We start from the raw sequence: 23122 nt of genomic DNA, 5'->3' as shown, positions 1-23122 counted from the left end.
TAACGATAAAATTTTCAAAAAAATGACCGCACTTTTGTTGTAAGTGCGGTCGTTTTTTTCTGAGTTTAGCTATTTTTTCTTCGCATATTTTAAACTATCAATCGCAACCGCTAAGATAATGATTGAACCTTTAATAATATATTGCCAATATGGATTTACACCGATGTAGGTTAAACCATAGTTGATGACGGTGAAGATGATAACCCCTGTGATCACACCGATAACCGTTCCCACGCCACCAGCGAAAGATACGCCACCGACCACGCAAGCCGCAATGGCATCAAGTTCGTACATAAATCCAAGGTTATTGGTGGCAGAGCCGATACGTCCAGCTTCTAACATCCCGCCGAAAGCGTAGAACATACCTGCAATCATATAGATCACCACTAAATTGCGTGTCACGTTTACGCCCGATACTTTTGCTGCTTCAGGGTTGCCGCCGATAGCGAAAATGTTTTTACCAAAACGGGTTTTGTTCCACATCACCCACACTAAGAATGCGGCAATTGCGGCATAAATAGTGATGAATGAAAGTTTAAATCCACCGATACGGAAGAAACCTTGGGCAAATTCAGAGAAATTGTCGCTGAAACCTGCGATTGGCGAGCCGCCTACGGCATCATAGTAAAGTGAGTTGATACCATATACGATAATCATTGTCCCCATTGTAGCGATAAATGGCGTGACATTTAGGCAAGCGATGACAAAACCGTTGACTAAGCCGATCACTGCGCCAACTGCACAAACCGCTAAAATCACCACGGGAATGGGAATCTCGCCCAATTCAGGGAAAACACGGTTCATATTATCCATGGCTTGCAACATACTTGCAGCAATTACCGCGGCTAACCCCACTTGGCGCCCTGCAGACAAGTCCGTACCTTGTGTCACCAGCAAACCTGCTACCCCTAAGGCGATAATTAAACGCACGGAAGATTGAGTGAGAATGTTACTAAAATTGGTTAAACTGAGGAAACTTGGATCCTGTGCAATAATCACCACAAGTAGGATCAAAAGTACAAAATAAATCGCATTTTGTTTAAGAAAATCCAAAGATTTGTTTTGTTTTAAGGCAGACATAATACGTTCCTTCTCTGATAAAACTTTTATAGATATTTTGCCGCAAGTTGTAAAATTTCTTCTTGGCTGGTTTTTGCGGTTTCCACTATTCCTGCCACGCGCCCATTACTCATCACTAAAATTCGGTCTGTCGTGCCAAGCAATTCTGGCATTTCCGATGAAATAATAATGATACCTTTATCTTTTTTCGCTAATTCCATAATGAGCTGATAAATTTCAAATTTTGCACCAATATCGATACCACGTGTTGGCTCATCTAGCATAAGAATTTCGGGCTGAGTTAATAACCAACGGCCAATAATAACTTTTTGCTGGTTTCCGCCAGAAAGCGACCCAATGCTCGTGCCGTGCGATGGGGTTTTCACGTTCATTGCATCAATCACCCATTGAGTATCGCTGCGCATTTTTTTGCTACTTAATAGACCAAAACGGTTTAAATAGGATTTCATATTGGAAACGAGAGAATTGAATTCAATGCTTAAGTTGGCATAAATCCCCGTACTACGGCGTTCTTCGGTAACCAAGGCAAAACCATTATTAATGGCTTCAAGTGCGGTGTGATTTTCCACAGTTTTGCCATTTAATTTGATCGTTCCCGATTTTTTCTCACGCACGCCGAAAATGGTTTCGACAATATCTGTACGTTTTGCCCCCACTAAACCTGCGATGCCGAGCACTTCGCCTTTGCGTAAATCAAAGCTCACATCTTGAATAGAAGGTTGGTTAAGTGCGGTCAAATTTTCCACAGTTAAGATGGTTTCTTTCGGCACATTCGTGCGTTCTGGGAAACGTTGAGTCAGCTCACGCCCCACCATCATTGACACCACACCGTCCATTGAGGTGTCTTTAGTGGCAACGGTGTTAATCCATTGACCATCACGCAAAATGGTAATTTCATCACAAATTTTGAAAATTTCATCCATTTTGTGGGAAATGTAGATAATGCCACAGCCGCGTTCTTTTAATTTTTCGATGATTTTAAATAAATGATCCACTTCTTTTTCAGAAAGGGAAGAAGTGGGCTCGTCCATGATCACAATTTTGGCGTTATAAGAAAAAGCCTTTGCGATTTCAATCATTTGCATTTGTGAAACGGATAAATTAGCCACTTTTTCTTTGGGATCGACATTAATTTCTAATTCATCAAAAATCGCTTTTGTATCACGATACATTTTGCCGTGATCCACAAAAATCCCTTTGAGCGGATAACGCCCTAGCCAAAGGTTATCCATAACGCTACGTTGGCGAACCAAGTTTAATTCTTGATGCACCATCGAAATCCCGTTTTCGAGCGCTTCTTTCGATGTTTTGAAGTTGACGGGTTTGCCTAAAAATAAAATATCCCCTTCGTCTTTGGCATAAATACCAAAAAGGCATTTTAGTAAGGTTGATTTTCCTGCACCATTTTCGCCCATCAGCGCATGAACAGAATGAGATTTTACTGTTAAATTAGCTTTGTCTAGTGCTTTGACACCCGGAAATGACTTGCTAACATTTGTCATTGTGAGTAGCACTTCTTGAACTGGTGCTGACATACATCACCTCACAGATAGAATGAAATAAAAAGAATTTGAGTAAAACAAAAGGGGCGTAGTTTACGCCCCTGATTGGCGTTAAGTGCGGTTAATTATTTTAAAAATTCGCTTAAATTATCTTTATCCACGCCTACATAAGGAATGCGAACCACTTTATTATCTAATTTCCAGTTCGTGCCTTCGGTTGCAGGTTTGTCGTGAGCAAGGTTGTTAGCCAATTGCACCACGGCTTTACCTTGGTTTACACCATCGTTAAGCACGGTGCCTGCCAACTCGCCTTTTTTGACTAATTGCAACGCTTCAGGCAAAGCATCCACACCAAAAATTGGTAATTTTTTGCCGTGGGCTTTAGTGGCTTCTAGTGCGCCCAACGCCATACCATCGTTGTTAGAAATAATCACTTCAATATCTTTTGCACGCGCGCTAGATAACCATGCATCGGTTTTATCTTTCGCCATTGCCGCATCCCACATTCCTGTATCAATAAAGATTTCTTCGGTTGGGATACCTTTCGCATTTAATTGCTCGATGACATATTTACTACGCGCTTCAGCGTCTGGGTGACCGGGTTCACCTTTCAATAAAGCATATTGAATTTTGCCGTCTTTATTTAAATCATATTCTGGATGTGCAGCCCATTGTTTTGCGATTAAATCGCCTTGAATTAAGCCAGATTCTTTAGGATCTGTTCCCACATAATAGGCTTTGTCATAGCTATCAAGGGCTTTTTGACCTGGATCTTTGTTGAAGAAAACGATAGGCAAATCATCGCCTTTCGCTTTTTGAATAATGGTTCGATAAGCTGAAGGGTCAACCAAATTAATGGCTAAGGCTTTCACGCCTTTAGAAATTAATACATCCACTTGGTCATTTTGTACAGATTGTGCATTCTGAGAGTCATTCATTAATAATTTAATATCGCTGAAATTCGCGGCTTCTTTATCGATTTCTTTACGCATTAATGACATGAAATTATCATCGTATTTGTAAATGGTTACACCAATGCGTGTTTCCGCTTGCGCCACGCTAGAACCTAAAACAACAGCTAAACCCACCGCACTTAATACTAATTTTTTCATAATGATATTCCTTCTAGTTAAGAGAACTATAAGAGAAGTAAGAGAATAACTCCTATAGCCTTATCGCATTACCTACACATCAAGTAATTGTGGCTAAGATATAATATTTTTTGCGCGAATTCTGTGATCCCATTCACAATTATGAAAATTTCATGGAAACGATTACAAAAAAACTATTTTATACAAATATCTGTTGAAAAACGGCGCACCACCGTTGGATTAAATTGCGTATGAATTGGCGTATCAACATTTTCATTCACCAAGCTCAACGCCAATTTCGCGGCATAATTTGCCATTAAATCAATAGGATAACGAATTGTCGTCAGTTTAGGCACAATATGACGGGCAATCGGCATATCATCAAAACCAATCACCGAAAACTGGCGAGGCACGTTAATATTGTTTTCGTGCAACACGGATAACGCTCCCGCAGCCATATTATCGTTATAAGCGACAACGGCGGTTAAATCTGAATGATAACTGAGCAAATCCACCATAGCCGCCTCCCCACCTTCAAAATCTGGGGAATTTTGAATGCTGGCGTCATCAATAATCGGCAATCCATATTGTGAAAGTGCGGTTAAATATCCTTGTTTTCTCTCAACCTCATCGTTAATTAAATGGTTGGAGCCAATATAGCCAATTTTTTTATGTCCAAGTTTTATCAGCGTTTCAGTAGCAAGAAAAGTGCCACGCTGGTTATCCAAGCTGACACAACGGTGTTCATAGCCAGCAATGCTACGATTGATAATCACCATTCCAGGCACTTGGTCTAAGTAATTTTTTAATTCTTCATCGCTCAAGGCTTTGGAATGCACAACCAAACAACTGCAACGCTTACGCAATAGGGTTTCAATAGCATTGCGTTCTTTTTCTATATGATGATAACCAATGCCAATCAAAATATTCTTTCCATATTCAGCCGCAACTTGATCTACAGCCTTCACTAAAATGGCAAAAAACGAATCCGTCACATCGGTGACCACCACTCCGATAGTATCGGTATTTTGTGATGCCAAGGCCTGAGCATTGGCATTGGGTGAATAACCTAATTTTTTCACCGCACTTTGCACCGCTAAACGTGCTTTTTCGCTGGAAGAAGCGTTATTTAATACACGAGAAACGGTCGCCACAGATACGCCAGCCTGCTTGGCAACATCTCGAATCGTAATCATTGTTTCCCTCTTCTCTCTTATCCTTTTACTACTGCTTATCATAAAATAAGTAATGGCATTTTGAAAACGGTTACGTTAAAAAATATGATTAAGCTCACAAAATAATGGCAATTTTAGTCGGATAAATCCTTGTTTTGTGATCTTGTTCACAGAATATTCAAGGCGCTTATGGCAACATGTCTCATAATAGTTTTGTAATCGTTTCCAAATTGATTTTGTGAGGTAAAACCTATGCCGTTTGATCCAACAGAACACCCTCATCGCCGTTATAACCCATTGACAGGCCAATGGGTTTTGGTGTCGCCACATCGTGCAAAACGTCCATGGCAAGGTCAGCAAGAAAAAGTGGCCGAAGAACAAAAACCGACTCACAATCCCAATTGTTATCTTTGCCCAAGAAATAAACGCATTACGGGCGAGCCAAATCCTGATTATCAAAAACCTTATGTGTTTAAAAATGATTTTTCAGCGTTATTACAAGACACACCAGCACCAGCAGAAAGCAAAGATCCGCTCTTTCAGACCGCACTTGCACAGGGGGAAAGTCGCGTGATTTGTTTTTCGCCCGATCACAGCAAAACCTTGCCGTTACTGACGGTAGAAGAAATTGCAGAAGTGGTAAAAGTATGGCAACAGCAGCTCAATGAATTAGGAGAAAAATACCAATGGGTACAAATTTTTGAAAACAAAGGCGCGGCGATGGGCTGTTCCAATCCGCACCCTCATGGTCAAATTTGGGCGAACAGTTTTTTACCGAATGAAGTTGCCAAGGAAGATCAAAGCCAACGCCGTTACTTTGCTGAACACCAATCCGTGATGTTATTAGATTATGCGCAACGCGAATTAGCGCTCAAAGAGCGAATTGTGGTGGAAACAGAACATTGGCTTGCAGTGGTGCCTTATTGGGCGGTGTGGCCATTTGAAACATTGTTGTTGCCGAAAAAATCCCAAGTGAAAAGATTAACGGAATTAACCGCAGAACAAAGCCAAGATTTAGCGCTCGCTTTGAAAAAATTAACCACAAAATACGACAATCTGTTTGAAACCAGTTTCCCCTATTCTATGGGTTTTCATGGCGCGCCATTTAATGGCGAAAATAATGATCATTGGCAGCTTCACGCTCATTTCTATCCACCGCTCTTGCGTTCAGCCACAGTGCGGAAATTTATGGTGGGCTATGAAATGCTCGGTGAAAGCCAACGAGATTTAACCGCAGAGCAAGCCGCCGCAAGATTGCGAGAACTTCCCGAAACGCACTATAAAAACACACTATAAAAATTGTTAATGCATTGGTTGTCAACTTAGCCCAAAAGGAATGATTTATGTCTCCAAAAGAATTAGCTCCCAAATTATTTGAACAAAAATTTAACCGCACTTCTCGCCTAAATGTTTATGCGCCTGGGCGAGTCAATATTATCGGCGAACACACTGATTACAACGATGGTTTCGTGATGCCCTGCGCCATTAATTATGGCACAGCGATCAGCGGATCACCGCGCAACGATGCAATTTTTAATGTGTTTGCTGCCGATTTAAATGAAAGCGATGAATTTTCTTTAGATCAAGAAATTCTTCCCAATCCTAACGCCAAATGGACAGGCTATGTGCGCGGTGTGGTGAAATTTATTCAAGAACGTTGCCCCGAATTTCAGCAAGGCGCTGATTTGGTTATTTGTGGCGATGTGCCATTGTCATCGGGATTAAGCTCATCAGCCTCCCTTGAAGTGGCGGTGGGAAAATTTTGCCAACAACTGGCAAACCTGCCGATTAGTGATACAGAAATCGCTTTAATTGGGCAAAAAGCGGAAAACAAATTCGTTGGCGCCAATTGCGGCAATATGGATCAGCTGATTTCCGCATTAGGGCAAGCCGATCATTTATTAATGATCGACTGCCGTTCGCTTGATACTGTCGCCACGCCTGTGCCAGAAAATATTGCGGTGATGATTGTCAATTCTCACGTTAAGCATGATTTAGTCACGGGCGAATACAATACTCGCCGTCAACAATGCGAGGCGGCGGCAAAATTCTTTGGGGTGAAAGCGTTGTGTGATGTGTCCGTAGCCGAATTTCATAAAAAAGAAGCTGAATTGACCGCACTTGATGCCGTTGTGGCAAAACGCGCTCGCCATGTGGTGACAGAAAACCAACGGGTGTTAGATGCTGTTGAAGCGTTAAATCAAGGGGATATTTCTCGTTTAGGCGTATTAATGGGGCAATCCCATGATTCAATGCGTGATGACTTTGAAATTACCTGCCCTGAAATTGATTATTTGGTGGAATTGGCGCAATCAGCGATTGGCACAGCAGGTGGCGCACGGATGACTGGGGGTGGCTTTGGCGGTTGTATCGTGGCGATTGCGCCGCTAGAAAAAGTGGAGGCGGTGCGCAAAATCATCGAAGAAAACTACGAAAAACGTACAGGGTTAAAAGAAAGTTTTTATGTGTGCACAGCGTCCCAAGGGGTGCATCTATGCTAACAAATTCCCCCATGTTAACAAATTCCCCTACGTTCACAAAAACTACAACAAAACCGACCGCACTTTCTCGCTGCGGCACGGCGCCCGATGGTGAGCCATTCCAAATTTTCACGCTCACCAATTCTCAGGGCATGCAAGTGAAAATAATGGATTGGGGCGCGACGTGGATTTCCTGCAAAGTGCCGGTTCAAGGGCAATTACGGGAAGTGTTGCTAGGTTGTCAGCCTGAAGATTACATCAAACAAACTGCCTATCTTGGCGCAAGCATTGGGCGTTACGCCAACCGCATCGCCCATGCGGCAAAACTAGGATTAACCACGAATCAAGGGCAACATCAATTACACGGCGGCTTGGGTTGGGATAAAGTGCGGTGGAAATTAGATGAGTTTTGTGAAAATTTCGTTCGTTTTCGCCATTTTTCGGCGGACGGCGATCAGGGCTTTGCGGGCAATGTTGTCGCCTTTGCGTTATTTCAATTGAATGATGATAATTCGCTCACCATCACCTATCAAGCTGAAAATGGGCAAGATACGCCGCTCAATCTCACCAATCACGCCTATTTTAATCTGTATCGTGAAAATGCTGATGTCCGTGAACATTTTCTGCAAGTGAATACGGATCAGTTCTTGCCAGTGGATAGTGAGGGCATTCCCAACGCACCATTAAAATCTGTTGAACAGACCAGTTTTGATTTTCGTACAGAAAAAATCATCCACGCAGATTTTCTCAAGGAAGAGCAGGCTTTAACCAAAGGTTATGATCACGCATTCTTGCTCAACAAAAATGAAACGAAACCTTGCGCAATTTTGACCGCACCTGATCGTTCGTTACGCCTTGAAGTCAGCACCAGCCAATCCGCACTGCAAGTTTATACGGGAAATTATCTTGCTGACACGCCAACACGCAATGGTGGCGCGTATCAAGATTACAGCGGCATCGCCTTAGAAACGCAAGCTTTGCCAGACACGCCAAATCATCCAGAATGGTGGCAATATGGCGGAATGGCAAAAGCGGGCGAGAGCTATCAACATTGGACTAAATTCAAATTCATTGCATAAAATAGGGCGCTTAGGCTTAGCATAGGGAAATTAGCACAGCGCCCTAATAATTTGTGGGTTAGGCATAATTTGCTTGCAAATACGCCACGACTGCATCGCCCACTTCGCTTGTTGTTGCCGAGCCTTTGAGATCGGGCGTTAAGGTTTTTCCTTCTACTAGCAAATGTTCAATCGCGTTGATTAACCGCTCTGCCCACTGCGGATAGCCCAAAAACGCCAGCAATTGGCTGGCAGACCAAACAGTAGCAAGTGGATTTGCAATTTGTTGCCCCGCGATATCCGGCGCAGAACCATGAATTGGCTCAAACATTGACGGATATTGCCGTTCAGGATTTAAATTTGCCCCCGCCGCCAAGCCCATTCCGCCTGCAATGGCTGCGCCAAGATCCGTTAAAATATCGCCGAATAAATTGCTGGTTACCACAATCTCAAAGCGTTCAGGCTGAGTTACCATCAGCATTGCTGCTGCGTCCACTAAATAGCTCGCGGTTTTGACATCAGGATATTCTTCCTCCACTTGTTTAAAGATTTGATCCCAAAACACCATAGAATAATTCAGCGCATTCGCCTTGCTCACACTGGTTACACTGCGTTTTTCTTTACGCCCTAATTCAAAAGCATAGCGAATAATGCGTTCGCAACCAACCCGTGAAAATACCGCATTTTGGATCACCACTTCGTGGGGTTTATCTTTATATAACCAGCTGCCATAGCCCGCATATTCCCCTTCCGTATTTTCACGAATAAAGGTCATATTGATGTCTTGCGCGCTTTTGCCCTTTAATGGACAAGGTGCGCCATTCAATAATTTAATGGGGCGCACATTGACATATTGGTCGAAACTTTTACGAATCACCAACAGCAAATCCCACAGAGAAATATGATCGGGTACGCCTGGATATCCCACCGCACCAAGAAAAATCGCATCAAATTGGCGAAGTTGTTCAATACCATCATCGTCCATCATTTTGCCGTGCTTGTGGTAAAACTCACATCCCCAAGGAAAATGGGTAAAATCAAATTGGATTTCGGGATCTAATTTGGAAACTGCATTCAGCACTTTTACGCCTTCAGCCAAGACTTCTGGCCCAATTCCATCGCCGGCAATCACTGCAATTTTATGGCTCATATTTTTCTCCTATCATCAATTTTTATTCATCTTACGCCTAAGCATTACAGAACAAAATAAGTGCGGTCAGAAATCGTTAAATTTTTGACCGCACTTTGATCTAGCCCAAACTTCCGCTAGCGGCTAGTTAAAAAATATGCTATTTTTCGTTTATTGATTTAATTCAATGATACTAATATTTTTAATCACGTCCGCAGACCAAATATGAACGACGAGCATTCGATAAATTCAACTCAAACTGAAACTAACCCTAAAAAGTCTTTTTTCCAATCTTTATTTGGGCGTTTCTTCCAAGGCGAACTGAAAAACCGCGACGAACTCGTGGAAGTCATTCGCGATTCAGAACAAAATGATCTGATCGATCAAGATACCCGAGAAATGATTGAGGGCGTTATGGAAATCGCCGAACTCCGTGTGCGCGATATTATGATTCCACGCTCGCAAATTGTGTTTATCGAAAACGATCAAGATCTTGAAAGTTGCCTTGACACCATTATCAGCACCGCACACTCGCGCTTTCCTGTTATCACAGACGAACGCGACAATGTGCTGGGCATTTTGCACGCCAAAGATCTATTAAGATTTCTCCGTTCTGATGCGGAACAATTTGAATTATCCCCGTTGTTGCGCCCTGCTGTGATTGTGCCAGAAAGTAAACGGGTTGATCGTATGCTCAAAGAATTTCGTTCTGAACGTTTCCACATGGCAATCGTGGTTGATGAATTCGGGGCAATTTCGGGATTAGTGACCATTGAAGATATTTTGGAACAAATTGTTGGCGATATTGAAGATGAGTTTGATGAAGAAGAAATTATCGCCAATATTCGCCAGCTCTCGCGCCACACCTATGCGGTGCGCGCCTTAACGGATATTAATGATTTCAATGCACAATTTAATACCCATTTTGCCGATGAAGAAGTGGATACCATCGGCGGCGTCATTATGCAAAGTTTTGGTTATTTGCCAAAGCGTGGCGAAGAAATTACCTTAGAAAATATCCATTTCAAAGTCACTTCTGCGGACAGTCGTCGTATTATTCAGCTACGCATTACGGTGACCGATGAACAGCTGGCTGAAATGGAATCGCAAACAGAAGAAGAAAACACGGATGAGTAAATTTCTCCCTTATTTTATTGCGCTGATTTCAGGTGGAATCGGCGTTTTTGCTTTCTCGCCCTATGATTATTGGGGCGTTGCCTATGTGTCTTTGCTCGGGCTGATTTTTGTCGCTAAAAATTCGCAAAAACGCACCGCACTTTGGGGCAGTTTTTTATGGGGCGTCAGCTTCTTTAGCATTGGCACAAGCTGGTTACACGTTAGCATTCACCAATTTGGAGGTTCTCCACTATGGCTTAGTTATGGCTTGGTGGTGTTATTGGCAGCATATCTTGCGCTCTATCCCCTATTATTCGCCTACATCGTTCAGCGCTTTCAAGTGCAAAGTGCGGTCATTTTTGCCGCAATTTGGACGCTCACAGAATTTCTACGCGGCTGGGTATTAACAGGCTTTCCATGGCTACAATTTGGTTACAGTCAAATCGACAGCCCTTTTTCAGGCATTGCACCAATCTTTGGGGTGACGGGATTAACGTTTTTTACAATATGGGCAAGTGCGGTTCTGTTTAACATTTTGACAGCATTGTGCCAGCATAAAAACTGGTTAGATAAAAAATGGAGTATTGTTTTCGCTAATATCGCAATGCTTGCCGCGGTTGCGAGCTTAGCGGGTTATTCCGCCAAAGCCACTTATGTGAAGAAGAATAATGATAAAAAAGCGATCACCATTACCCTTGCCCAAGGCGATATCGCACAAAGTTTGAAGTGGGATCCTGAATATCTGAATTCCACCTTGCAAATTTATGGGCGCCAAATTAGCGAGAATCTTGGTAAATCTGATTTGATTATTTTGCCCGAAAGCGCCTTACCTGCCTTGGAAAATAATCTTCAACCTTTTTTCGATGCCTTAAAAGCCGCGACTCAAAAATCCAATACGGATGTGATGATTGGCACGGTTTATCGTGATTCCAATAGCGAGAAACTCTTTAATTCAATCGTTGTGGTGGATAAAAATTATCAAGCGGATCAGGCACAGCGTTATAACAAACATCATCTCGTGCCATTCGGCGAATATGTGCCCCTTGAATCCCTATTGCGCCCTCTGGGTTCGGTGTTTAATTTGCCTATGTCTGCATTTCAACAAGGCGGCGCAATTCAAGCGCCATTAGTGGTGAAAGGCAATAAATTCACGCCAGCGATTTGTTATGAAATTATTTTGGGCGATCAGTTACAACAAAACTTGCAACCAGATACAGATTTTATTTTGACGGTTTCTAATGATGCGTGGTTTGGTGATAGTCATGGACCTTGGCAACATTTACAAATGGCAAGAATGCGCGCATTAGAATTGGGCAAACCCGTGATTCGAGCAACCAACACTGGGATTACGGCTTTCATTAACGCTCAAGGCAAAATCATCGCTCAAGCACCGCAGTTTGTCGAAACTACGCTCACACAAACCATTGCGCCAACAGGAGGCAAAACACCTTATGCTGCGCTAGGGGATAAACCTTTGTATCTGCTTGCATTGCTATTTGTGATTTTACGCGCGCTAGGTACGCTGATTAAGCGGAAATTGCTGGCGGCAACACAAAACAAAGCCTAAATTAACCGCACTTTAGATATAAAAACGGAATATAAAAACGAAAGATATAAAACAGATATAAAAACGAAAAATCCCGAAAATATTGTTTTCGGGATTTTTTATTTTTCTAGATTTTCCTAGTGCAAATTAACGTGCACGGAATACGATACGACCTTTCGATAAATCGTATGGCGTCATTTCAACGGTAACTTTATCGCCTGTTAAAATGCGGATATAGTTTTTACGCATTTTGCCTGAAATATGTGCGGTCACTACATGACCATTTTCTAGTTCGACACGAAACATGGTGTTTGGCAAGGTTTCAAGAATTGTCCCTTGCATCTCAATGCTGTCTTCTTTAGCCATTCGCTATAAATCCTTTGTAAATAATTTGATTTAGAATAAAAAACTGCGTGATTATACCCTGATCGCGCCAATCCGCAAAGTGCTTTATGCAAAATTACAATCTGCTGACGAGCAAAGCGTCTCAATGCAACTTTCACCAATAGAAAAATCCCAAGAGGATTTATTTCAATCAGCGCTTTTTAGCTAAGCTAAAGATACTGCGCAAAATTCTGTCATTTTTGACCGCACTTTCCAGCAAAGTGCGGTCATCTTTTTTAACGTTTTCGCCGATTTGAACAAAAAAATCGCTGTAAACCCAATGCATTTTTTGGTACATTATGCACAATTTTTGTGTGCTGAGAGTTTGGCACGAAACCCTTAATTTTTAGACGGAATGCTTATGTTATTTAAAAAAATTCGTGGATTGTTTTCTAACGATCTTTCTATCGACTTGGGTACAGCAAATACCTTAATTTATGTAAAAGGTCAGGGCATCGTACTTGATGAGCCATCAGTCGTCGCAATTCGTCAAGGGCGTGGTGGCGCAAAAAGTATCGCTGCAGTAGGGAAAGATGCCAAAATGATGTTAGGGCGTACATCGAATAACATCACCGCAATTCGTCCAATGAAAGACGGCGTTATCGCAGATTTCTCTGTGACTGAAAAAATGTTACAGCATTTTATTAAACAAGTGCATAGCGGAAATTTCTTACGCCCAAGTCCACGTGTTGTTATTTGTGTGCCTGCTGGGGCAACCCAAGTGGAACGCCGTGCAATTAAAGAATCTGCATTCGGCGCAGGTGCTCGTGAAGTGCATTTAATTGTAGAGCCAATGGCAGCGGCAATTGGTGCGAAATTACCTGTTTCTACGCCAACTGGTTCAATGGTTATTGATATTGGTGGCGGCACAACTGAGATTGCGGTGATCGCATTAAACGGTGTCGCTTATTCATCTTCTGTTCGTATTGGCGGCGATAAATTTGACGAAGCAATCATTGCTTATGTGCGCCGCACATTTGGTTCATTAATCGGCGAAGCGACTGCAGAACATATCAAACAAGAAATTGGTACCGCATTCATTCAAGATGACGATGAAATCAAAGAAATGGAAGTCTATGGAAGCAATCTTGCAGAAGGTGTGCCACGTGCGTTTAAATTAACTTCGCGCGATGTATTGGAAGCCATTCAACAGCCGTTAGAAGGTATCATTACCGCGATGCGCACTGCGCTTGAAGAATGTAAACCTGAGCATGCGGCTGATATTTATGAGCACGGTATGGTGTTAACTGGCGGTGGTGCATTATTGCGTAATATTGATGTATTATTAGCGAAAGAATCAGGCGTACCTGTCGTGATTGCAGAAGATCCGCTCACTTGCGTTGCGCGCGGTGGTGGTGAAACCTTAGAAATGATCGACCAATACGGTTCGGATATTTTTAGTGAAGACTAGTAAAAAACGAGACAATGAAACATAACCAAAGTGCGGTTAAAATTGACCGCACTTTTCGTTTATCTGAGATCATTCTATTTTTGATTAAATGAAACCCATTTTTAGCAAAACGCCCCCACTGGGATTGCGCTTATTTCTTGCAATCATTGCATCCATTGCGCTAATTCTCTCCGATGGGCAAACCAACAGTATGATTAAGGCCCGTAGTTTTATGGAAACTGCGGTCGGGGGGTTGTATTACCTCGCCAATACGCCACGCACGGTGTTGGATAATGTATCGGAAAACTTAGTTGATACCAATAAATTACAAATTGAAAATAAAGTTTTAAAAGAGCAATTACGCGAAAAAAATGCGGATTTATTGTTATTGGATCAACTAAAAGTCGAAAACCAACGGTTACGTTTATTACTTAATTCGCCGTTACGCACCGATGAATACAAAAAAATTGGTGAAATTCTTACGGCAGAAACCGATCGCTATCGCCAGCAAGTGGTTATTAACCAAGGCAAAAATGATGGTGCTTATGTTGGGCAACCCGTTATTGATGAAAAAGGGGTGATTGGGCAAATTATTTCAGTTGGCGAACAAACTAGCCGCGTATTATTAATCACCGATGTTACTCACGCTATTCCAGTGCAAGTGTTGCGCAATGATGTGCGGATGATTGCGAGCGGCACAGGGCGTTCTGATGAATTATCCTTAGACAACGTTCCACGTTCGGTGGACATTGAAAAAGGCGATTTATTAGTTACATCAGGCTTAGGCGGACGTTTCCCAGAAGGTTATCCTGTTGCCGTGGTGCAAAACGTTTCACGCGACGGTTCAAATTATTTTGCGATGATTAGCGCGAAACCACTCGCCTCAATTGAGCGTTTACGCTACGTCTTATTAGTTTGGGCAAATGAAGATATGCATCAAGCGAAAGTGAGTTCACCTGAAGATGTGCGCAATACCGTGCAACAACGCTTAGCCAATCAAGAAAAAGGCGTAGATACCAAAAAAGCCTTAGTCACGAATAGTGGTGAAAATAAAGAAACGATCAATACTGATGACGTACCATCACCAGATAATTTACCTGAAATGAACAACAATGATCAGATAGATCCTGAGTTAAAAGAACACAGAGATGAAGACTAATGAACGGACGTTTTTTCATACAACTTTTGGGGCTAGCCGCAATTTTTATCATTGCATTAGTACTTGAAATTGCGCCTTGGCCAACGGGATTTCAATCCTTTAAACCGGCTTGGTTGGTGTTAGTACTCACCTATTGGATCTTAGCCCTCCCCACTAAAATCAATGTGGGCACCGCATTTGTATTAGGCATTATTTGGGATTTAGTCATCGGCTCAATCTTGGGCGTGCATGGCTTAGTGCTCTCTGTCCTTGCCTATGTGCTTGCTCGCTATAACCAAATTCTGAGCAATTTATCCTTATGGCAGCAAAGCCTATTGATGATTATCTGCATCTTCACAATTCGCCTTGCTATTTTCCTTGTAGAACTCTTTATTCACAATGCCGCATTCAACTGGCAAGAAATCTTTGGCGCGGTGATCAGTGGCATATTGTGGCCGTGGATGTTTCTTTTGCTCCGCCGTGTGCAAAGACAGTTAGGCTTAAATGCATAGTCGCTCGTTTCTACTCTAAGCCATAATGAAATGTAGATAACGTAAAGTAGATAACAAAAAGTGCGGTCAAAAATTTCAAAATTTTTAACCGCACTTTTGGTTTTAGTTATTCTTAAAAAGCAAACTCTCTAACGTAAAAATGCGGGAATTTTGCTTTCGTAAGCCGCAATTGCATCTTCATGTTGAAGGGTTAAGCCTATGTTATCCAAACCATTCAATAAACAATGACGGCGGAATTCATCTAACTCAAAGTGATACACTTTTTCGCCGACGCTGACTGTCATTTTTTCTAAATCCACATGAATTTGTTTGCCTTCATTTGCCCATACCCAGTGGAAAATTTCATCCACTTCGTCTTCCGTTAATTTAATCGGAAGCATATGGTTATTTAAGCTGTTGTTATAGAAAATATCTGCAAAACTTGGCGCAATCATTACTTTAAAACCATAATCGGCGAGCGCCCAAGGGGCATGTTCGCGTGATGAACCGCAGCCTAAATTTTTACGCGCGAGTAAAATCGTTGCGCCTTGATATTGCGGAAAATTCAGCACAAACTCTGGATTAAGTTGAGTTTCTGCGGCATCTAAATAGCGCCATTCGTGAAATAAATGTTTACCAAAACCTACTCTTGTAATTTCTTGCAAAAATTGTTTTGGAATGATTGCGTCTGTGTCCACATTCGCTACATCGAGCGGAACGACTAAACCTGAATGTTGTTTTAATCCTGCCATTATCTTGTCCTTTATTCGTGCGTTTAACCACGCACTGTTTCAATCTTAATTCATTAATGCGCAAAAACGCACGCACAATTAGTTTAATTCTACGTCACGAATGTCAACGAATTTACCAAACACTGCTGCGGCAGCTGCCATTGCAGGGCTTACCAAATGCGTGCGTCCATTACGCCCTTGACGGCCTTCAAAATTACGGTTTGAAGTGGAAGCGCAACGTTCCCATTCGCCTAAACGGTCATCGTTCATGCCTAAACACATTGAACAACCCGGGTTACGCCATTCTGCACCTGCAGCGATAAAGATTTTATCTAAACCTTCTTTTTCCGCTTGTTCTTTAACTAAGCCAGAACCAGGCACCACTAACACACGTTTAACGTTTTCTGCTTTTTTGCGCCCTTTCATCACCGCTGCTGCTGCGCGTAAATCTTCAATGCGAGAGTTGGTGCAAGAGCCGATAAACACCTGATCAACTGGCACATCTTTTAAATCCGTATTTGCAGCCAAGCCAATATACGCTAATGCTTTTTCTGCGGAAGCTTTGGTTACCTCATCAGACATTTCTGCTGGATTTGGCACCAATTGGTCAATGCCAATAACTTGCCCTGGGTTGGTTCCCCAAGTAACTTGCGGGGCGATTTCTGCGGCATCTAACACCACTACGGTGTCGAACTGGGCATCGTCATCAGATTTTAAGGTTTTCCAATATTCAATGGCATCATCCCAATCTTTACCTTGTGGTGCGTAAGGTTTGCCTTTCAAATACGCAAAAGTGGTTTCATCTGGCGCAATTAAACCTGCTTTCGCACCAAATTCAATCGCCATATTGCAAACGGTCATTCTGCCTTCCATTGAAAGATCACGAATGGCTTCGCCACAAAATTCCACCACATGCCCTGTGCCACCCGCCATGGTTGTTTTCCCAATGATCGCCAACACAATATCTTTTGCGGTGATTCCAGGTTTCACTTTGCCACGAACTTCCACTTTCATACTTTTCGCACGGGCTTGTTTTAAGGTTTGGGTGGCTAATACGTGTTCCACTTCTGACGTACCGATACCGAAAGCAAGGGCACCAAAGGCGCCATGCGTTGCGGTATGTGAATCGCCACAAACAATGGTCATGCCCGGCAAAGTCAAGCCTTGCTCTGGTCCAACCACATGCACAATACCTTGCTGTTTAGTATTCATATCAAACAACTGAATACCCGTTGCTTTGCAGTTTTTATCTAATTCTAAAACCTGAATTTTTGCCTGTCCTTCTAGCTTGTTCACATCGCGCACTTGGGTTGAAATGCTGTGATCCATTGTACCAAAAGTTTTACCTACTTGACGCACTTGACGCCCTGCAACACGCAATCCATCAAAGGCTTGTGGCGAAGTCACTTCGTGGATCAAATGACGGTTAATGTAAAGAATTGGCGTTTCGCCTTCCGCTTCATACACTACATGTGCATCGAATAGTTTTTGATAGAGGGTTTTTCCCATTTTTCACTCCATAAACGGGCTTGCGCCCATAAAAATTTATCAAAGTGCGGTCAAATTCCGCAAAATTTTTTAAATTGCATTCGCAATTAATGTGCCCATTTCGCTTGTGGAAACAGGGGTTGAATTATCCGCTAAATCCCCAGTACGATGTCCGTCAGCCAATACTTTTTGCACCGCTGTTTCAATGGCATTTGCTGCGTCATTCAAATTAAAACTGTAACGCAACATCATCGCCGCTGATAAAATTTGTGCAATCGGGTTAGCAATGCCTTTGCCTGCAATATCTGGCGCTGAACCGCCTGCAGGCTCATACAAGCCAAAACCTTCTTCGTTCAAACTTGCTGATGGCAACATTCCCATTGAGCCCGTAATCATCGCGGCTTCATCAGAAATAATATCGCCAAAAATATTTGAGCAAAGTAACACATCAAAACTTTCAGGCGCTTTGATCAATTGCATTGTGGCATTATCGATATACATATTTTCCACGCGGACTTCTGGATACTCTTTCGCAATCTCCGCCACCGTTTCGCGCCACAAAATTGAGCTTTGCAATACATTTGCTTTATCCACTGAAGTCACCTGTTTACGGCGTTTCATTGCGGCTTCAAATGCTGCACGGGCAATACGTTCAATCTCATATTTGTAATAAACTTCCGTATCAAATGCACGAGTTTGAGCGCCTTCGCCATCACGGCCTTTTGGTTGACCGAAATAAATTCCGCCCGTTAATTCACGCACTACCACCATATCAAACCCTTTTGCGGCGATGTCTGCTCGCAATGGGCAGAATTTTTCTAAGCCTTTGTAAAGTGTGGCTGGGCGAAGATTACAAAATAATTTGAAATGTTTGCGTAATGGTAATAACGCGCCACGCTCGGGTTGTTGGTCTGGCGGAAGATGTGTCCATTTAGGGCCTCCCACAGAACCAAATAAAATGGCATCCGCTGCATCACAGCCCTTTAAGGTTTCTGCTGGCAATGGCTCGCCTTTGGCATCAATCGCCGCGCCGCCCACTAAATATTCGCTGAAGTTTAATTTAAAATTGAATTTTGCTTGTACTTTTTCTAATACTTTAATGGCTTCTGCCATTACTTCAGGGCCAATACCATCGCCCGCTAATACTGCTACATTATATGTCGTCATTTGAGTTTCCTATTTATTGAAAATTTTTAAAAATTTGACCGCACTTTTAGGGCAGCCCTAGCAATTAATGTTTTAAATCTTTGGTTAAATCTGCCACTTTTTGTGAACGATAAATCGCATTAATCGCATGCACCAAAGCTAGCGCAGAAGATTCCACAATATCTGTCGCCAAACCAACACCGTGGAATTTACGGCCTTCATATTCCACCACAATATCCACTTGCCCTAAGGCTTCTGCGCCTTCGCCTTTTGCAGTGAGACTATAATGGGACATGGTTAATTCCATTCCAACGGTTTGCATAATCGCGTTATACACCGCATCCACAGGGCCATTTCCCCCGTTGGAAACTTGGTTAATGCGTTTGCCGTCCAATTCCACTTGAACGAAAGCGGAAGCTGGCAAGCCGCTGATAGTTTGCGAAGTAATCACATCGAGTTTCAAACGCTCTTCATCACCTTGCTGCATATCAATGAACGCTAAGGCTTCTAAGTCATAATCAAAGACTTGCCCTTTTTTATCGGCAAGTTTCAAGAACGCATCATATAATTTATCTAAATCGTAATCGGCTTCCGTATAGCCCATATCCGCCATATGCCCTTTCACCGCAGCACGACCAGAACGCGCGGTTAAATTCAATTTTTCTTTTTTCAAACCAATGGTTTCTGGCGACATAATTTCGTAGGTATTTTTGTTTTTCAACATACCATCTTGATGAATGCCTGATGAATGGGCAAACGCATTGTTCCCCACAATTGCTTTATTCGGCTGAATTGGCATATTACAAAGTTGGCTGACCATTTGGCTTACACGGTGAATTTCTTGGGTGTTAATGCGCGTATCAACGCCGAACATATCTTGACGGGTTTTAATTGCCATCACCACTTCTTCCAAAGCCGTATTCCCTGCTCGTTCCCCGATTCCATTAATGGTACATTCAATTTGGCGCGCGCCATTTAATACTGCGGTCAGTGAATTGGCGGTTGCCATACCTAAATCGTTATGGCAATGCACGGAAATAATCGCTTTATCGATATTTGGAACGCGATTTACCACATCAGCGATAATGCTGCCATATTGGGTTGGCAAACAAAAACCGACCGTATCAGGAATATTGACCGTTGTCGCCCCAGCGCTGATCGCGGCTTCCACCACGCGGCAAATATTATCAATCCCTGTTCGCCCCGCATCTTCACAAGAAAACTCCACATCATCGGTGTAACGGCGTGCGTGTTTCACCGCGTGAACTGCCATATCCACCACATCACTAAATGAACGTTTAAGTTTAGCTTCTACATGCAAGGCGGAAGTTGCAATAAATGTATGAATACGAAAGGCTTCTGCGACTTTTAATGCTTCGGCTGCGGCATCAATATCTTTTTCGATTGCGCGAGATAATGCGGCAACACGGCTATTTTTGATATTGCGGGCAATCGTTTGTACAGACTCAAAATCCCCCGCAGAAGAAACAGGAAATCCCACTTCCATCACGTCCACGCCTAAACGTTCAAGTGCTAATGCGATTTGCAATTTTTCTTTTACCGTCAAACTTGCTTTTAATGCCTGTTCACCATCACGCAATGTGGTGTCGAAAATAATGACGCGATCTTGTGCCATACGATTATCCTTTTGTAATTTCCTAAGAGCCAAATACGAAAAAACCCGCTAACAATGCGGGTAAATTTAAGAGAGTAAATACGTTTTATACACGTTTCTTTCGTCCACAACTTAACCGCACAACGAGTGTGATAATCGTAAGTTAAGCAGGAGAGAAACGAAATAAAACATAAGAATCCTTGATTTTGTAAAACTGTCGTTGATTCTACGGATATTGCGAAGTCTGTCAATGTTTATTTTAGAGAAAAATTTTACCGCAAAGGTTTTCCACTAAAATAGAAAAGTATATAGAACTAATAAAACTAATATAAAAAGCATATAATACTATTTTTCAACGTTTTAATCGTTTTTATTACTAACTTATTGTAGTTTTGCCGATAATTAAAAAAATAGCATTTTTTATCTTTGATTGGGTGAGTTAATCGCTTTTCCCCTTTGTTCATCATCATTGTTCTAAAAAATATTTGATTTTTTGACCGCACTTTTACTCTCTAACTGGTCGGAACATTGCGCTAAAAAGCGGAGAAAATTTGCGCTAGTTCAATCATTTAAGTAGAATCCATGGCTCAATTTTATTCTATAACGATAACTCACTATAATTTTAAGGAACTTTTTTAATGAAAGACGTATTTAATAAATCATTAATTACTTCAACATTAATTTTTGCTGCGGGCGCAGCGAATGCAGCGGCATTTCAATTGCAAGAAGTGACGACTAGCGGTTTAGGGCGTGCTTATGCGGGTGAAGCAGCGATTGCCGATAATGCAGGTGTTGTCGCAACGAACCCTGCGTTAATGACACAATTCAAACGCCCTGAAATCTCGTTCGGTGGCGTTTGGGTAAACCCAGGTGTAGATGTAGAAGGGGAATTTGGTTCACCCGTTTATGGCTACGTTGATGCTGGTTATTCTGATGCGATTTCAAGTAAATTCGTTCCTAATGGTTATTGGCTCTATCCAATTAATGAGCAATTTACTATTGGTGGCGGCGCTAATGTCAATTATGGTCTTGCCACCGATTATGATGCCAACTATAACGCAGGCATAATGGGCGGCACTACGGATCTTACCGCACTTAATTTAAACTTAAGTGGTGCATACCGTTTGAATGAGCACTGGAGTTTTGGTTTAGGTGTGGATGCCGTCTATGCTAAAGCTAAACTTTCACGCCGTGCTGGTGCCATTTCACGAATTGTAAATGCACGTTTAGGCGCACCACTGCTATCCAATAGTAGTTATTTAACCAATCTTGAAGGCGATGACTGGGGATTTGGTTGGAATGCGGGTTTAACCTATGAATTAGATCCTAACAATCGTTGGGGTTTAGCTTTCCACTCAAAAGTTAAAATCAAATTTGATGGTACATTATCTAATGATTTGCCTGCTGCATTTGGCGGATTGAATGATGCAGACGGTTCGGTAGAATTGAATTTACCTGATTTCTGGGAGTTCTCTGGCTATCATAAAATTACCAATAATTGGGCTGTGCATTATAGCTATAAGCTAACAAAATGGAGCCGTGTTCAACGCTTACAAGCGTATCAAGATACTGGCAAACAAGTTTTTGACAAAACGGAACATTTTGGTGATACCTCACGTTTTGCCCTTGGTACCACTTACGATGTAAATGATAAATTAACGTTACGCGCAGGTATCGCTCATGATGAAGGCGCAGCTGGGCGTAAATCGTCTATCTCTATTCCTGATACAAACCGTATGTGGTATAGCTTAGGGGCGACCTATAATTTCACACCAGATTTATCTGTTGATGTGGCGTATGCTCATGTGCGTGGTAAAACCCGTCGCTTTACTGAAACAGAAACTTTACTTGGAAATACAGTTGAAGGGCATTACACAACCAGATCACAAGTTAATCTCTATGGTTTAAATGTGAACTATCGTTTCTAATCCTGTTAAATTCCTTTATACTTGGGCGTAATATTTACGCCCTTTTTTATTACTATGAACGAAATTTTTTATTGCTACTTCCCTTCCCCAATCGGACGCTTACTCATCATTGAACAACAAGGAATACTCACTAATTTGGATATGGAAGCAGAACAAATCGCCCCCAATCCCAAATGGAAACTTGATGAAAATCGACCGCTCTTTGCTAAAGTCAAAGCCGCATTAACCCGCTATTTTAACGGCGAGAAAGAATATTTCCGAGATATTCCACTGGCACCGCAAGGCACGGCATTTCAACAAGCAATTTGGAAAGCCTTGCTTCAAATAAAATTTGGCGAAACCAGCACTTACGGCAATTTAGCCACTCTAATCAACAATCCCAAAGCCGTGCGCGCCGTAGGCGGTGCAGTGGGCAGCAATCCTATCAGCATTATTATTCCCTGCCATCGTGTGTTAGGTAAAACCCGAGAACTCACAGGATTCGGCGGCGGTTTACCGGCTAAACGCTTTTTATTAGATTTGGAAGGGATTGACTATAAAGATAAAGGTGTTGAATACGTCAAACAAAAATTATTAAAGAAATATAAAATATAATCGCCAGTGAATAAAATTTTGAAAATTTAACCGCACTTTT

General features: G+C 42.2%; 20 protein-coding genes. 10 read left to right on the top strand and 10 right to left on the bottom strand.

Annotated features, from left to right (window positions below; all coding sequences use genetic code 11):
• Nucleotides 1-69: 69 nt before the first annotated feature.
• The 4 genes from mglC to C8D76_RS00665 form a co-directional block, all read right to left on the bottom strand.
• Nucleotides 70-1080 (bottom strand): galactose/methyl galactoside ABC transporter permease MglC, encoded by a 1011-nt coding sequence (gene mglC / locus C8D76_RS00680; protein ID WP_116630915.1) that lies wholly within the window; start codon nt 1078-1080, stop codon nt 70-72.
• Nucleotides 1081-1106: 26 nt separating this feature from the next.
• The gene (gene mglA / locus C8D76_RS00675; protein ID WP_116630914.1) at nt 1107-2615 is read right to left on the bottom strand and encodes a galactose/methyl galactoside ABC transporter ATP-binding protein MglA; all 1509 of its coding nucleotides are present in this window, start codon (nt 2613-2615) and stop codon (nt 1107-1109) included.
• 92 nt (nt 2616-2707) lie between these two features.
• A complete protein-coding gene (mglB, locus tag C8D76_RS00670; protein WP_116630913.1) occupies nt 2708-3694 on the bottom strand; it encodes a galactose/glucose ABC transporter substrate-binding protein MglB in 987 nt (328 codons plus the stop codon).
• 173 nt (nt 3695-3867) lie between these two features.
• Nucleotides 3868-4869, bottom strand: a complete 1002-nt coding sequence (locus C8D76_RS00665) for a substrate-binding domain-containing protein (RefSeq protein ID WP_116630912.1) — start codon at nt 4867-4869, stop codon at nt 3868-3870.
• Nucleotides 4870-5100: 231 nt separating this feature from the next.
• Here C8D76_RS00665 and galT point away from each other — a divergent pair, with 231 nt between their 5' ends.
• Genes galT through galM form a run of 3 tightly spaced genes read left to right on the top strand, consistent with a single transcriptional unit; the run spans nt 5101 to nt 8407 of the window.
• Nucleotides 5101-6144 (top strand): galactose-1-phosphate uridylyltransferase, encoded by a 1044-nt coding sequence (gene galT, locus C8D76_RS00660; protein WP_116630911.1) that lies wholly within the window; start codon nt 5101-5103, stop codon nt 6142-6144.
• 47 nt (nt 6145-6191) lie between these two features.
• Complete coding sequence (galK, locus tag C8D76_RS00655) at nt 6192-7349, top strand: galactokinase (RefSeq protein WP_116630910.1); 1158 nt, start codon at nt 6192-6194, stop codon at nt 7347-7349.
• Between the two features lie 11 nt (nt 7350-7360).
• Nucleotides 7361-8407 carry a galactose-1-epimerase gene (galM, locus tag C8D76_RS00650; protein WP_116631093.1) on the top strand — a complete coding sequence of 349 codons (1047 nt, stop codon included), beginning with the start codon at nt 7361-7363 and terminating at the stop codon, nt 8405-8407.
• A gap of 58 nt (nt 8408-8465) precedes the next feature.
• On the opposite strand, the gene C8D76_RS00645 is transcribed toward galM, so the two are convergent.
• Complete coding sequence (locus C8D76_RS00645) at nt 8466-9536, bottom strand: tartrate dehydrogenase (RefSeq protein WP_116630909.1); 1071 nt, start codon at nt 9534-9536, stop codon at nt 8466-8468.
• Between the two features lie 204 nt (nt 9537-9740).
• Between C8D76_RS00645 and corC the strand changes: the two genes are divergently transcribed.
• Entirely contained in the window at nt 9741-10652 is a 912-nt protein-coding gene (gene corC / locus C8D76_RS00640) for a CNNM family magnesium/cobalt transport protein CorC (RefSeq protein ID WP_116630908.1), read from the top strand.
• A complete protein-coding gene (gene lnt, locus C8D76_RS00635; protein WP_116630907.1) occupies nt 10645-12198 on the top strand; it encodes an apolipoprotein N-acyltransferase in 1554 nt (517 codons plus the stop codon). Before corC ends, lnt begins: the two co-directional genes overlap by 8 nt.
• Nucleotides 12199-12324: 126 nt before the next feature.
• Here lnt and infA read toward each other — a convergent pair whose 3' ends face one another.
• A complete protein-coding gene (infA, locus tag C8D76_RS00630) occupies nt 12325-12543 on the bottom strand; it encodes a translation initiation factor IF-1 (protein WP_115637223.1) in 219 nt (72 codons plus the stop codon).
• Between the two features lie 379 nt (nt 12544-12922).
• Between infA and C8D76_RS00625 the strand changes: the two genes are divergently transcribed.
• The 3 genes from C8D76_RS00625 (at nt 12923) to mreD (ending at nt 15601) form a co-directional block, all read left to right on the top strand.
• On the top strand, nt 12923-13972 hold the full coding sequence (locus C8D76_RS00625; RefSeq protein WP_116630906.1) for a rod shape-determining protein: 1050 nt from the start codon (nt 12923-12925) through the stop codon (nt 13970-13972).
• A gap of 88 nt (nt 13973-14060) precedes the next feature.
• Nucleotides 14061-15110, top strand: a complete 1050-nt coding sequence (gene mreC / locus C8D76_RS00620) for a rod shape-determining protein MreC (RefSeq protein WP_116630905.1) — start codon at nt 14061-14063, stop codon at nt 15108-15110.
• Entirely contained in the window at nt 15110-15601 is a 492-nt protein-coding gene (gene mreD / locus C8D76_RS00615; protein WP_116630904.1) for a rod shape-determining protein MreD, read from the top strand. Before mreC ends, mreD begins: the two co-directional genes overlap by 1 nt.
• A gap of 128 nt (nt 15602-15729) precedes the next feature.
• On the opposite strand, the gene leuD is transcribed toward mreD, so the two are convergent.
• From leuD to leuA, 4 genes are all read right to left on the bottom strand, one after another.
• A complete protein-coding gene (leuD, locus tag C8D76_RS00610) occupies nt 15730-16332 on the bottom strand; it encodes a 3-isopropylmalate dehydratase small subunit (protein ID WP_116630903.1) in 603 nt (200 codons plus the stop codon).
• Between the two features lie 78 nt (nt 16333-16410).
• Nucleotides 16411-17820: a 3-isopropylmalate dehydratase large subunit gene (gene leuC / locus C8D76_RS00605; RefSeq protein WP_116630902.1), complete on the bottom strand. Its 1410-nt coding sequence runs from the start codon at nt 17818-17820 to the stop codon at nt 16411-16413.
• 69 nt (nt 17821-17889) lie between these two features.
• Nucleotides 17890-18966: a 3-isopropylmalate dehydrogenase gene (leuB, locus tag C8D76_RS00600; RefSeq protein ID WP_116630901.1), complete on the bottom strand. Its 1077-nt coding sequence runs from the start codon at nt 18964-18966 to the stop codon at nt 17890-17892.
• 64 nt (nt 18967-19030) lie between these two features.
• On the bottom strand, nt 19031-20581 hold the full coding sequence (gene leuA, locus C8D76_RS00595) for a 2-isopropylmalate synthase (RefSeq protein ID WP_116630900.1): 1551 nt from the start codon (nt 20579-20581) through the stop codon (nt 19031-19033).
• A 617-nt stretch (nt 20582-21198) separates the two neighbouring features.
• Between leuA and C8D76_RS00590 the strand changes: the two genes are divergently transcribed.
• Nucleotides 21199-22488 carry an outer membrane protein transport protein gene (locus C8D76_RS00590; RefSeq protein WP_116630899.1) on the top strand — a complete coding sequence of 430 codons (1290 nt, stop codon included), beginning with the start codon at nt 21199-21201 and terminating at the stop codon, nt 22486-22488.
• Between the two features lie 54 nt (nt 22489-22542).
• A complete protein-coding gene (locus tag C8D76_RS00585) occupies nt 22543-23082 on the top strand; it encodes a methylated-DNA--[protein]-cysteine S-methyltransferase (protein WP_116630898.1) in 540 nt (179 codons plus the stop codon).
• Nucleotides 23083-23122: the final 40 nt, after the last annotated feature.

The organism is Alitibacter langaaensis DSM 22999, from assembly GCF_003096995.1.
GTDB lineage: Bacteria > Pseudomonadota > Gammaproteobacteria > Enterobacterales > Pasteurellaceae > Exercitatus > Exercitatus langaaensis.
The sequence above is the reverse complement of the archived record's forward strand: the minus strand, read 5'-3'. Positions and strand labels throughout refer to the sequence as shown.